This is a genomic window from Desulfobacter curvatus DSM 3379, assembly GCF_000373985.1.
Taxonomy (GTDB): Bacteria; Desulfobacterota; Desulfobacteria; order Desulfobacterales; family Desulfobacteraceae; genus Desulfobacter; species Desulfobacter curvatus.
Map to the genome: position 1 here is coordinate 40,616 of NZ_KB893061.1, position 12,931 is coordinate 53,546.

A 12,931-nucleotide genomic window follows, 5' to 3' on the forward strand; every position below is an offset into this window, starting at 1 on the left:
TAAAAACCGACCGGATTCACTCCGGTCGGTTTTTTTTATCAGCCTGTAGGCGTACCATATATTCATCCCACTCCGCCGGCAACATTCGTTGCTTTTGAGTATTGCATTCCTTGCAGCAGGGGACCAGGTTAAATTTTTCCGAGTGCCCTCCCCGGGAAAGGGGAATCACATGGTCCATGGTCAACTCTTTGGGGGGAAATTTTTTCCCGCAATAGTGACATATCCCCACCGATCGTTTTCGCTTCCACCATTGGCTGCTCCGAAGCTGCCTGGCCTTAGCCCGTTCCTTTTTCAATACCGTATCGTCGGGAAAAGAAAAAAAATTTATGTCAGTCATATCGTCAGTCCTGTGTTTGGATGAAAAGTGGCCCGGATGCAAATTTTTCTGTAACACGGCTGGTGGATTATTTTTCGTTCAAACGCGTTAATATCCGAATTCACTGAGGTGGCGCTTATTGGACACCCAATCCCGGGTTACCTTAACAAAGAGTTTAAGCAGCACCTTGCTGCCCAGCATCTGTTCAATATCTTTCCTGGCGTTTGATCCGATTCGCTTGAGCATACTTCCGTTTTTTCCTATGACAATACCCTTTTGGGAATCGCGCACCAGATGAATGCTGGCATGGATGACGATCAGCTTTTTTTCCACGTCAAAAGCATCCACCGTTACAGCGGATGAATAGGGGATCTCCATGCCGGTGAGTCTGAACACCTTTTCCCGGATAATTTCGCTGACCATATATTTTTCGGAAACATCGGTAAAGGTCTCCTCGGGATAAAGGGGTGGCCCCTGGGGCAGGCGGGATTCCACTTCATCAAGGAGCAGATCCACCTGAATGTTTTTTCTGGCAGAGACAGGTACAATCGTCTCAAACGCATACATATGCCGGAACATCTCCACCTGCTCATATACAGCCGCTTTTTTGGCCAGATCAATTTTGTTCAGCGCCAGAATGACCGGTTTGCCCACGGTTTCAAACCGCTTTACGATCATCTTTTCCGACGCATAGTTCCGGGATGCCGCATCCACCATAAAAAGAATCAAATCCACATCGCCCATGGCCTGGACCGCCTGGTCCACGATTCGCTGATTAAGCAGGGTTGTGCTTTTGTGAATTCCCGGCGTATCCAGAAACACGATTTGGGAATGGGGACGATTCACGACACCAAGGATACGGTCCCGGGTGGTCTGGGGCTTTTTGGATGTAATTGAAATTTTTTGACCCAGAACCTGATTGAGCAGGGTGGATTTCCCGGCGTTGGGCGCGCCGATAATACCAACAAATCCCGAACGGGAGATCTTAGACATCTATTCTTCCTCCTGGTACCAATCAATGAGGTTGTGGATTTCATCCCATATGGTCTGGCGGCCCTGGCGGGTCTTAGCCGAAAAAAGAACGATCCCGTTCCGGTCCCGGTTAAACGCCGTGCAGGCGGCATCCAACTGCTTTAACTGTTTGGTTTTTGATAATTTATCCGCCTTGGTCAACACCAGAAGACAGGGCATCTGCTTTGATTCAAGCCAGCGGACCATATCAAGCTCTTCTTTGCCGGGGTCCCTGCGGATATCCATGAGCAGAATCAGCCCCAGCAGATTATTGCGCGTCCCTACATATGTTTCCACCATGGGCTGCCATTGTGCCCTGATTTTTTTGGACACCTTGGCGTACCCATATCCGGGAAGATCCACCAGGGACAATTCTTCCTGGGGCGCATCCCCCTGGGGCATATCTCCACTGACCAGAAAAAAATTAATCAGCTGGGTGCATCCGGGCCGGGAACTTGTTTTGACCATATCCTTGCGGTTAATCAAGGTGTTGATCAAAGAAGATTTTCCCACATTGGATCTGCCCGCAAACGCAATTTCCGGGAAATCGTATTCCGGATAATGGGCGGGCTTTACCGCACTTTTTATAAATTCAACGGCACGGATTTTCATGCGTACTTTTTTAAATATCCTTCCAGACGGTCCATTCCGATTTTAAGGTTGTCCAGGGAATTGGCATAGGAGAATCGTATATACCCTTCACCATTGGCACCGAAATCAATGCCCGGGGTAACCCCGATGTGCGCCTTTTCCAGGATATCAAATGCCAGGGCATAGGAATCGGTGGATATATGTTTAAAGCTTACAAAAACATAAAAAGCACCGGTGGGCTCCACCAGCATTGAAAGCCCCATCTCTTTAAGCCGCTTGATCATGAACTTTCTGCGCTCATTGTATGTATCGCGCATGGCCTGGGTTTCCTTATCCGCATCGGTCAGTGCTGCTGCACCTGCCAGCTGGGTAACCGAATTGGCACAGATAAAGAAATTTTGCTGCAGCACCTGAAGGGCCCGGATAAATTTGGGGGGCGCAATCAGGTAACCCAGGCGAAGCCCTGTCATGGCAAACAGTTTGGAAAACCCATTGAGAACAAATGCCTGGTCGGTAAATTCCAAAATGGAGTGGTCTTTTCCTTCATAGGTCAGTCCATGGTAAATTTCGTCGGAAACAATATACAGACCATGTTCTTTGGCAACGTCAACAATCTCCTTCATCCGGTCCTCGGAGATGACGGTCCCCGTTGGATTGGACGGGGAATTGATAAAAATAGCCTTGGTCTTCGGTGTAATTTTTTCCCTGATCGCTTCGGGTGTATAGATAAAGCCGTTCTGCTCATGCACCTTGACAAAAACAGGTTCCCCTTGGACATACCGGATGAAATTGGCATAGCAGGCGTAATGGGGGTCTGAAACAATGACCTCATCACCGGGGTTCAGCAGTGCGCTGAACACCAGAAGCATAGCCGGGGAGGTTCCGTTTGTTACAAGGATCTGGTCGGGATCCACATCTGTGCCGTAGATGCGTTTGTGATAATCACTGATGGCCCGGCGCAGGCGAAGATCTCCCAGGCTGTTGGTGTAGCTGGTTTCGTTCTGTTCCAGCGCTTCGACACAGACCCTGTTGACGCATTCAGGCACATTAAAGTCGGGCTCTCCGATCTCCATGTGAATCACGTCAATCCCCTGGGCTTCCATCTTATGGATCTTTTCCATCACGTCCATGGCAATGAACGGTTTCATCTGTTCACATCGTTTGGCCACAGTCATTTTCAGATTACCTTATTTAATGCACATTCAATGATACCTTCAGCACCTGCCTTCAACAGTTGGGGGATCAGATCCCGGACCACACTGTTTTCAACCACGGTCTCTACGGAGAACCAGTCGGATTGGTAAAGGGAGGCCACGGTGGGGGCGTTCAGGCTTGGCAGAAGGTCTACCACACCAGCAATTTTTGATTCAGGGACATTCATTTTAAGCATTACAAGCTTTTCTGCCACAAGAGCTGCCTGGAGCAGCATGGCAATCTGCTCAATTTTTTCCCGTTTTATAGGATCTTGCCAGGCGGTTTTATTGGCAATGAGCTGGGTGTTGGTTTTCATGATCTCGTGGATCACTTTTAAATTGTGCGCCCGGATCGTGCTTTCGGTCTCCGTGATCTCCACAATGGCATCGGCAAGGCCGGATACGATTTTGGCTTCTGTGGCACCCCAGGAAAATTTAACATTCACATTAATGTTACGGGATTCAAAAAAGCGTTTTGTAAATTTTACAAGTTCCGTGGAAATGGTTTTGCCTTCCAGGTCCTCAAGGGTGTTCATGTCGGAATCACCAGCCACGGCGACCACCCAGCGGGCCGGACGGGCTGAAACCTTTGAATAAACAAGATCAGCCACCACATGGACATCAGACTCATGCTCCGCCACCCAGTCAAGGCCGGTCAGGCCGGCGTCAATAACCCCGGATTCCACATTGATGGACATTTCCTGGGCCCGGCACAGGGCGCATTCAATGGTGTCATCATCAATGTCCGGGAAATAGCTTCTGCCTTCCACGTTTATTTTCCATCCCGAACGTCTGAACAGGTTGACGGTCGCATTTTGCAGGCTTCCTTTGGGAATGCCCAGCTTTAACTTCTTATTCATTATTTGTATACCTTTTCCGGGTCAAAGACCCGCTGTTCAACTATTTTGAATTCATTGTTTTCAACAACCTTGTAAAAACAGCTCTTGTACCCTTTGTGGCAAGCGGCACCGCCTATCTGGGTTACCTTAAGAAGCACGGTGTCATTATCACAGTCCACCCGGATCTCCCTGACTTTTTGAACGTGTCCCGAGGTTTCTCCCTTTTTCCATAATTTTTTTCTGGACCGGCTGTAATATACGGCATTGCCGCAGGCAAGTGTTTCTTCAAAGGCCTCCTGGTTCATATAGGCCAGCATCAGCACCTCACCTGTATCTGCGTCCTGGGCAATGGCGGGGATCAGCCCGCCGGTTTTGTCAAAATCAAGTTCCGGCATGACTCTTCTGTCTTCCTTATAATTTTGAGTGTTCGATAAATTGAAGGCGGCAAGTGCCGCTTGAAGCCGGGTCATTAAGGCGCCCAAACATTTGGAAGCACTTTAATATTATACATATTTTATCCGACCAACCATATCAAAACTTAAATATTTAATGGGTTGGGCACAAAATGTCAATTTGAAAATAGAATTAAGAAGGATTCATGGAAGAACTGCTATGGATCAAGAATGGTCAAAGAAAAAATTTTGGTCAAAAACCAGGTGTTTCCCCTTTCGAACCCGTTCCCGCAAAAGGCCCAGCTTTTTGTCCAGGCCGGACAGGCAGGCAGCGCTTTTTTTCTCCGCCTCTAACGTTTTGACCACATCGGCAATACTGCCGTTTTTTATCACAATACGCCGGTCGCAGGACAGCGCAAGCAATGGATCGTGGGTGGCAATCAGGACAATTTTGTCCTTGTTGAGCAGCAGGGAAACCGCTTTGACGCGGTCTATGCCCGCATTTTCAATTTCATCAATCAACACCACGGGGGATGCACTCAGATAGGCCACATCAGCGATCATCAGCGCCCGGGACTGACCGCCGGAGAGAGACGTAATGGCTGTGTCCAGGGAAAACGGTTCGCCGGCAAGCATGACGGCAGACTGGTAGATCTGCTCTATTTTTTCAGGAATATTGTCAATCAGGCGGCTTTCGGCATGCATTTGCAAAAATGCCTCCACGGTCAGATCCATAACAAAATTCATGTTCTGGGAAAGCTGGGCCACCAGTCTGAACTCGCCGGAAAAACGCGACTGTGCATCCAGCGGTTTGCCGTCCGGCAACACGTTTCGTCCCGAAGGGGTATCCCCCTGGGCCAGGCACTCAATATCCGAGAGAAGCTGGCTTTTGCCGGAACCGGTGGGTCCCACCACACTGACCACCTCACCGGGAAAAAGGGTGATTCCCATTGCTTCCGGATGCCCGTTTTTATCGAATCCGGCCTCAATGACCAGGTGATCCAGGCTATCATGGCGCTTGTGCCGGCACTGTTCCATCTTTGCAATAAATTCAAGAATCTGGGTGGACAGGGATTCGTGGTCCAGGCCAAATTTGCCCAAATGGTCCGGTGACAGGTTTTCAATGACCATGGCCAGTGTCTTTTGCCCCGGACAAGGATCAATCTCAAGGGCGCTGAAAAAATCCGTCAGATATGGATATTTTCCTATCAGCGTATCAAGACCAAGATTTAAAATGTCTCTATCCGTGTTCTCTTTTGTGTTCACGTTTCCCATCACGTAAAATCCATGGTTTTGACATTGCCGATCTGGCTGTCAGGCCCGATCCTGGTCTCTCCTAAACAATAGGAACACAGGGCGGCGGGCATGGTAAAACGAAGACGCATCCCGTTAAGTGAATGAATGGCGGGCGCTGTTTTAAAATGACCGGCAGCCAGAAGAGATCCCTGGCCCGTTAACCCATTGACCGGCAGTACCGCAGCCTTTGCATTGGCCTGGCGGACACGAAAGGAAAAGACTTCCCGTTCAGCCTGGGAAACAATGTCCCCCTTGGTCAGTACCACAAGATCGGCGTTTTTCAACATGGGGCCGATTTTTCTGGGTGTATTCACACCGCTTAAATGATCAATGACACACACGGCCAGAACCCCTTTAATATGGGGAGAACACCGGTTGCAAAGCCCTGCACTTTCACTGATCAACAGGTCAAAGCCCTGGCTGAGACCCCATTGCACACAAGCCTCAATATTTGCAATAAAGAAATGATCCGGACACAGCCCTCCGGCCAGCCCTTTTTTCACAGGCAGGCCGGCGCACTCATATCTTTTGTGATCGTCTCCGGTAAGGCAGTCGAACTTGATGATACCGATACGAAGCCCTTGGTCCGACAGCACTGCTGCCGTATGCAGGATCAAAGAGGTTTTTCCGCTTGAAGGCGGTCCGGCTACCGTTACCAGCCTGATAGACGAATCCGCTTTTTTCAATACCTGGTTCATGGAACATCAAGGAGCCAGGGGCGTGAAGATTTTATCAATTTCAACATTTAAGGCAGGCAGGTCATTCTGTTTTAAGAAATCCCACCCCAGCCATTTCAGTGGTTTTGTCTGGACATCGGCGGCCACATCTGCATGGGGCACGGGAAATCCGGCACCTGCAAGGATCTGTGCAAGCTGATTGCCCACAAGATAATCAAGAACCGGTTTGAGTTCCTCTTTTTTTTCAGGTTTGACCTGGAGAATGACCGGGCTTGCAAGGGCCCCGTCATCCGGCCATATCCTCTTAATTCGCTCCTGGTGGCGGATGCGGTCGGCAAAAAAAGCCGGCATCACATAAAGTGCACCCGGACCGTTATTGTCTATCCGGTTGACCATCTGTGCCGGATGGAGCCCTTCAAGCACATTGCCTGCCAAGGCCTCTAACCCCTTGTTGCCGAATTCCTTGAATATGGGCAGCAGAACCGCGTGACAATAAAATCCGTCTCCTCCCCTGATGATCAGGCTTTTTTTCCACTCCGGTGCTAGCATATCTTCCCAGGTGCGCGGCAGTTCTCTGTTTTCCAGCTTATCAAGGTTGGCGATCACCACCAGAGGATTTATGCACAAAATGGTATATTCGTTTTTGGGATCTAAAATTTGCGCATCTGAAAAATTGGGTCCGGCAGATAGTTCGCCATAGCCTGTAAAATGTCCCGGAGCTACAAAATGGTTGTAAAACCGCCGGCCTAGAAAAACATTAAAATCAGCTGACACAATAATATCAGGAAGTTCATCTTTGGATTCAATGGTGTCAACATAGGAATAATAAGACAGTTCCTGGTTTACATTCCCTTCAACCGCCGATTGAATGCCAAGCCCCTCTTGGGTTTGGAGTTCGTTTAAAAATTGGGAAAACGCCCGGCTAAAGGGCATTTTTAAACCACAGGGCATAAGCCCCAGAAAGCTCAAGTCTTTCTGGGCTTCCATGGAGGCCAGGCCGGGCGTGTCAATTACAGGCTCCCGGGCGATGGCGCCCTCAAGCATCTCAATGAATGCCTCAATGTTGATAAATCGACTTTTTAGCGCGGTGCCCAGGGTTAAAAACGGTGCAAGCACCCGCATGGCATCGTCGCTGACCAGGGCGCCCAGGCCATTTGCCACAAAAACCGACCGGGTCTGGGGAAAGCGCTGGATTATCTCATATATTTTCAAGTCTGCATGAATGTTGGTTGGCATATTATCCGGGTCTCCTTTACTATTTTTTTGATTATCGGGACACTTCTCATAATTGACAGCAATTCTAATGCCAGGCGGCTCAAAAACAGTTTCCACGCAATAACTTTGATCATAGAATGTTTGATTAAAGAAGACTACAGCTATAAAATTTTTTAATTTTTATTGTGGACGCCAAATTAACTTGTTGAATTGTAATCATGTTTTGTTGTGGGATGGGGATAGACGTTGATAGGCAGGGTCAGTTCATGACTGTTATAGAACCTTTGCGGTTTTTATGAATCAGAAGAGGTGAACAATAACAATATTGTCATATATGTCAGAGTGGGATTTGTAGCTTCAAAAATAAACACAAATTTGTTATTTAATGGTTTTGGTACATTTAAGTTACATTATTTGTGGATTGCATAAAAAGGCATCTCTCCGGATTTCACACGCTTGCTGAACACCCCCTCAATGTATAGCTCGACGCCGCGTTTCGGACAGATAGGCCTCTGCCTTTCTATTGCCATCTTAATTCTAATCTGATAAAAGCAACTATTTTATCAAAATATAATACTATTTCGAAACCTTATGACAAAACAACAAAGCCGGACCCAGATTTTGAAGAAGCGAAGCAAGAAGAAAGAAAGAAGCACATGGTTCTCCCTTTTCATGTGGCTATTCATCCTGCTCATCCTTGCCGTTATTGCGGGATGCGCCGCCATTACCGCCGGATTTTTTTATCTCAGCCAGGACCTTCCCCAGATCAATACGCTCAATGATTACCGCCCGGCCATTGTGACCAATGTGTTCTCCGATGACGGCAGAAAAATCGGTGAGTTTTACAAAGAGCGCAGAATTGTCATTCCGTTGTCGGATATGCCTGTCAATCTGCTTAATGCGTTTGTGGCGGCAGAAGATTCCCGCTTCAGGGAACACCCCGGCATTGATGTGAAATCCATTGTCAGGGCGTTTATTAAAAATTTTAAGGCCGGTACCATTGTGCAGGGGGGGTCCACCATCACCCAGCAGGTGACAAAATCTTTTCTTCTTACCCCGGAAAAGACGTATGAACGCAAATTTAAAGAGGCGATTCTTGCTTATAAAATTGAAAAAAAGCTTTCCAAAGATGAAATCCTCTTCCTTTATTTGAATCAGATTTACCTGGGACACGGCGCTTACGGCGTTGAAGCGGCGTCTGAAAATTATTTCGGAAAACATGCCAAGGACCTGACCCTGGCTGAATGTGCCATGCTGGCAGGCCTGCCCCAGGCACCCAGCAGATACAGCCCCTTTCATCATCCGGAGCTGGCCAGGCAGCGCCAGGTGTATACCCTGAACCGCATGAAGGAAGAGGGTATGATTTCTAACCTGGAGGCCACCGAAGCCCTGGGTGTCAAGCTTGATGTCAAACCCCGGAAAAACTGGTTCATTGAGCGGGTTCCCTGTTACACTGAACATGTCAGACGCTATGTTGAAAAAAAATACGGTAAGGAGATGCTTTACACCCAGGGGGTGAGTATTCATACGGCAGTGAACATTGAACTGCAGAAATTCGCCCGGAATGCCGTCAATAAAGGCCTGTCAGAATTAGATAAACGTTGCGGATACCGAGGTCCTGTAAAAAATATACCCGCCCTTCAGGTAACGGATTTCAGTCGCACCGTTGCCGAAGAACTGAACGGAAGTCGCCCGGTCAAAGGAGGGGTATATAAAGGGGTCGTCCTGGAGGTGGATGATCGCAATCAGCTTACCCATGTAAGGGTCGGTAATGCTACAGGAATCATACGGTTGGCCACCATGACATGGGCACGAAAACCAAACCCCAGAGTATCCTACCAATATGCCCAAATTACCAAGCCTTCCCAGGCATTAAAAACCGGGGATGTCATCTATCTGGAGGTCCTTGAGGAGATGACGGGGGAAGCGGAATATGAATTTGCTTTATATCAGGAGCCCATTGCCCAGTCCGCACTTCTGAGCATTGAAGCTGAAACCGGCCATGTAAAAGCCATGATCGGCGGAAGAGATTTCAAAGACTCCCAGTTCAACCGGGCATTTCAGTCAAGACGCCAGCCGGGATCCGCGTTTAAGCCCATCCTGTACGCGGCGGCCCTTGACAAGGGATACACGCCGGCTACAATTATTATTGACTCTCCGGTGGTATATGAGGACAGGCTGCATGACAGGGTGTGGAAACCCCACAACTATGCACATAAATTCTACGGTCCTACGTTGCTTCGCCAGGCCTTAACCAAATCCAGAAATATTGTCTCCATCAAAATCCTTCAGGATATCGGTATAGATTATGTCGTCTCTTATGCAAAAAAACTTGGGATCACCGCCCCATTCTCCCGGGATCTATCCATTGCCCTTGGATCTTCAGGGGTTTCCCTGCTCGACCTGACCAAGGCGTATTCAGTATTTTCCAACCTGGGATACCTGATTGAACCGGTATTTATTACTGAAATTTATGACCGGGACAACAGGCTTCTGGAATCTTCAAAGCTGATCCGTAAGAAGGTCATTGATATGGGTACGGCCTATCTCATGACAAGTATGCTTGAAAGCGTGGTGCAGGAGGGTACCGGGCAGAGAGTTAAAGCTCTGAATCGGCCCACCGCAGGTAAAACAGGCACCACCAATGATCTGCACGATGCCTGGTTCATGGGATTTACCCCCAGGTACACCACCGGGGTCTGGGTGGGGCTTGACCAGGGAGCACCCATCGGCAGAGGAGAGACAGGTTCCAGGGCTGCAAGCCCAATCTGGCTGGATTATATGCAGCATGCCCTGGAAGGCAAATCCGTTCGGGAATTCACAGTGCCCGAAGGTATCATCAGCGTTAAGATAGATGCCGAAACCGGCCTTCTGCCCATTGCCCAGAGCCAAAATGCCATTTTTGAATATTTTAAGGAAGGCACGGAGCCAACGCAGTATACGCCAAGTCCGGATGAGGTGTTGAGTACGGAAGAGTTGTTTAAAGAAGTTTTTTAGGAAAAAATGGACCGATATGGAGAGTCTGGCATTCTTTGAAAAGGATCTGGGACCCGAATTTCAGATTTTGCCGACATTGCAGCCATTATGGAAAATTTGGATCCACTTATCTCTGTAGATACTATAAATTTGTTAAAATAAAATTTAAATCAAAAAAATACAAAAAAATAGTTGACAAGCAATCTTAAAATGTATAGATTGCTCCTGTTTTTGGCACTGCCACGGGCCGTTAACTCAGTTGGCAGAGTATCTGCCTTTTAAGCAGAGAGTCGCTGGTTCGAGCCCAGCACGGCCCACCAACTTAATAAGTGCCGAAAGTTAAGTGTCCCCATCGTCTAGCCCGGTCCAGGACACAGGCCTTTCACGCCTGCGACAGGGGTTCGAATCCCCTTGGGGACGCCACTTTTACCCCAGTAAAAGAAACCGAGATGCCTTTGAGTAGCAACAACCTACTCCAGGGCTTTTTCGGTTTTTGGGTTTTGGGACTTATTTTGATTTCCTCAAACAGGTTGTTAAATACCATCCGAAGTTTCTCCGGTGAAGCATGACGTATTTCCTGGGACAGATTGTTAATAACTTCCCGGATGTCATCCTTTGATATTTCGGATACCTGGCTTTCTGCTTTTTCAGCCGCTATATTCTGCTCAAGGTCTGCCTTCTTTTCATTTAATATTTTCAATTCAGCTGCCAACTCACCTTCATCAATGAGGTTTTTCATGTGGAGGGCAATCAGTTTCTTGCGATGGTCTGCCACATCTTCTAATTGTTTGGTCATGGCCGTGAGCCTGGAGGTATCAACCGCTGAAAACCGCTGGTGTATTTTGTCAATGACCCGTTGAAGGTTGCCCACTTTTAATACCACCTGCGTCAACAGGGCTATCAACGCCTGCTCTACCATGCCCTGGGCGATGCCGTTGTTTGCGCACCTGGAACCGATTACGCTCTTTGAATTACACCGGTAATAACCACTGTCGCCCATGAAATTGGCACCACAGACACCGCATTTCAATATCCCAGTGAGGGGATAGGTCTTGGTGTTATATGGGCTATCCCGCAATCCCTTCTCCTTGTTGCTGATGATTATCTGGGCTATTTCTTTGCTAACTAACGGCTCATGGGTGTTTTCGGTGATTACCCATTCCTCCCGCTCCCGGAACTTCTTGCCTTCCTTGTATCCATCCGGCTTGCCGTTTTTCTTCAACCTTTCGTTGTGCCGGTTGAAAACGGTATGGCCAAGGTAGGTTTCGATGTTGTCCTCCATGGACTTGGCTGTCGATACCGCCCAATGAGTTGAACCCGTTGGCGTTGGCACACCTCTCCGATGAAAATCCGTTAGGATGGCTCGTCTTGGTTCATTTTTCGCCCGTCTCTCAAAGCATTCCCTTGCGTAAGGGGCCGTTTCCGGGTCCGGGGTTAGTTTGGTCTTGGTAATGGTGTCCCCGTTGCGGTGTTGGCCGATTGTGATGTCTTCCAGTTGATATCCAAAAGGGGCCTGCCCACCAGCCCGGTATCCGTTCCTGACGTTCTGCTTCATGCTGGCGACGCCCTTAACCTTGCTCTGCTGTGAATGGATGTAGTCCATGGCTGACATGATTTGTTCGAAGGCTTCATCCATAAAACTGCCGGTGTGGGGCATATCTTTGAATACAACCTCTATGCCATGCTTTTTCCTCAACTGCCACAGCAGAACATTCTTTTCTGTGCTGTCCCGCCCAAATCGGCTGGTGTCCTTACATAGGATAGTTCTGAACGGGGGATTGGCAGAGCTGGCTTGGCCTATCATGTCATCAAACTGCGGCCTGATGTCCCTGGTTGATGACAGGGCCTTATCTTCGAAAATGTGCATCTGGTTATATCCCTTGGAAATGGCATATTCTTGTAGTTCTGCTCTTTGTGCCTCGCAGGATACATCATGCCGGTCCTTGCTGGACCTGACATAAATGGCTATCCCTTTGATGTCTTGTTCTATTGTCATAGGTTCGCTCCTTTAATATGGATGCCACCACATCTTCAAATAATGTGGTGGCGTATTCAATTTTATTGTTCCTGGTCCGCCCTAGTTTTATTTTTGAGGATTGATACGACCAGTTCAATTATCATTTCCTCAAGTAATTCTTGGATTTTTTCATCTGATTTTTTTCCCAATAATGTTTACCCCACGTCTTTCAATTTCCCCGAGGCCTTTCCTCGGGCTTGAGGAGTTTTCTTCTCCGCCCAGTTTTTTGAGGTGGGCGCTCAAGCGTGGAGTTTACTGGGGCATAAAAACAAAAAACCCAGATGGCCACTTTAAAATCCCCCACCCGTGGCCGGGTCAAAATCCCCCGGCGGCAGAATATTGAGATCTAAGTTATTCTCTTAATATCTTCCATTTTTTCCTTTTTTCATCCCTCCCTATTGTCGCGCA

General features: G+C 48.2%; 11 protein-coding genes and 2 tRNA genes. 3 read left to right on the top strand and 10 right to left on the bottom strand.

Annotated features, from left to right (window positions below):
- Nucleotides 1–16: 16 nt before the first annotated feature.
- The 9 genes from B147_RS0113865 to B147_RS0113905 all read right to left on the bottom strand — a co-directional run bounded on the left by B147_RS0113865 (nt 17) and on the right by B147_RS0113905 (nt 7,551).
- The gene (locus tag B147_RS0113865) at nt 17–337 is read right to left on the bottom strand and encodes an HNH endonuclease (RefSeq protein WP_020587805.1); all 321 of its coding nucleotides are present in this window, start codon (nt 335–337) and stop codon (nt 17–19) included.
- An 87-nt stretch (nt 338–424) separates the two neighbouring features.
- Nucleotides 425–1,309, bottom strand: a complete 885-nt coding sequence (era, locus tag B147_RS0113870; RefSeq protein ID WP_020587806.1) for a GTPase Era — start codon at nt 1,307–1,309, stop codon at nt 425–427.
- A complete protein-coding gene (gene yihA, locus B147_RS0113875; protein WP_020587807.1) occupies nt 1,310–1,939 on the bottom strand; it encodes a ribosome biogenesis GTP-binding protein YihA/YsxC in 630 nt (209 codons plus the stop codon).
- Nucleotides 1,936–3,093 (bottom strand): pyridoxal phosphate-dependent aminotransferase, encoded by a 1,158-nt coding sequence (locus B147_RS0113880; RefSeq protein WP_020587808.1) that lies wholly within the window; start codon nt 3,091–3,093, stop codon nt 1,936–1,938. Before B147_RS0113880 ends, yihA begins: the two co-directional genes overlap by 4 nt.
- Before the next feature lie 2 nt (nt 3,094–3,095).
- Nucleotides 3,096–3,971, bottom strand: coding sequence for an ATP phosphoribosyltransferase (gene hisG / locus B147_RS0113885; RefSeq protein WP_020587809.1), 876 nt, complete (start codon nt 3,969–3,971; stop codon nt 3,096–3,098).
- Complete coding sequence (gene hisI, locus B147_RS0113890) at nt 3,971–4,345, bottom strand: phosphoribosyl-AMP cyclohydrolase (RefSeq protein ID WP_020587810.1); 375 nt, start codon at nt 4,343–4,345, stop codon at nt 3,971–3,973. Before hisI ends, hisG begins: the two co-directional genes overlap by 1 nt.
- Before the next feature lie 222 nt (nt 4,346–4,567).
- Nucleotides 4,568–5,617 (bottom strand): ATP-binding cassette domain-containing protein, encoded by a 1,050-nt coding sequence (locus B147_RS0113895; RefSeq protein WP_020587811.1) that lies wholly within the window; start codon nt 5,615–5,617, stop codon nt 4,568–4,570.
- On the bottom strand, nt 5,617–6,336 hold the full coding sequence (locus B147_RS0113900) for a GTP-binding protein (RefSeq protein ID WP_020587812.1): 720 nt from the start codon (nt 6,334–6,336) through the stop codon (nt 5,617–5,619). The genes B147_RS0113895 and B147_RS0113900 overlap by 1 nt, the downstream gene beginning before the upstream one ends.
- Before the next feature lie 6 nt (nt 6,337–6,342).
- Nucleotides 6,343–7,551: an ABC transporter substrate-binding protein gene (locus B147_RS0113905; protein WP_020587813.1), complete on the bottom strand. Its 1,209-nt coding sequence runs from the start codon at nt 7,549–7,551 to the stop codon at nt 6,343–6,345.
- Nucleotides 7,552–8,121: 570 nt separating this feature from the next.
- Between B147_RS0113905 and B147_RS0113910 the strand changes: the two genes are divergently transcribed.
- From B147_RS0113910 to B147_RS0113920, 3 genes are all read left to right on the top strand, one after another.
- Nucleotides 8,122–10,527 carry a penicillin-binding protein 1A gene (locus B147_RS0113910; RefSeq protein ID WP_026259656.1) on the top strand — a complete coding sequence of 802 codons (2,406 nt, stop codon included), beginning with the start codon at nt 8,122–8,124 and terminating at the stop codon, nt 10,525–10,527.
- A 223-nt stretch (nt 10,528–10,750) separates the two neighbouring features.
- Nucleotides 10,751–10,826, top strand: a tRNA-Lys gene (locus B147_RS0113915).
- 25 nt (nt 10,827–10,851) lie between these two features.
- A tRNA-Glu gene (locus B147_RS0113920) sits at nt 10,852–10,929 on the top strand.
- On the opposite strand, the gene B147_RS33520 is transcribed toward B147_RS0113920, so the two are convergent.
- Nucleotides 10,889–12,502, bottom strand: a complete 1,614-nt coding sequence (locus B147_RS33520) for a recombinase family protein (RefSeq protein WP_425387028.1) — start codon at nt 12,500–12,502, stop codon at nt 10,889–10,891. The two genes, B147_RS0113920 and B147_RS33520, sit on opposite strands and share 41 nt — an antisense overlap.
- Between the last annotated feature and the right edge of the window lie 429 nt (nt 12,503–12,931).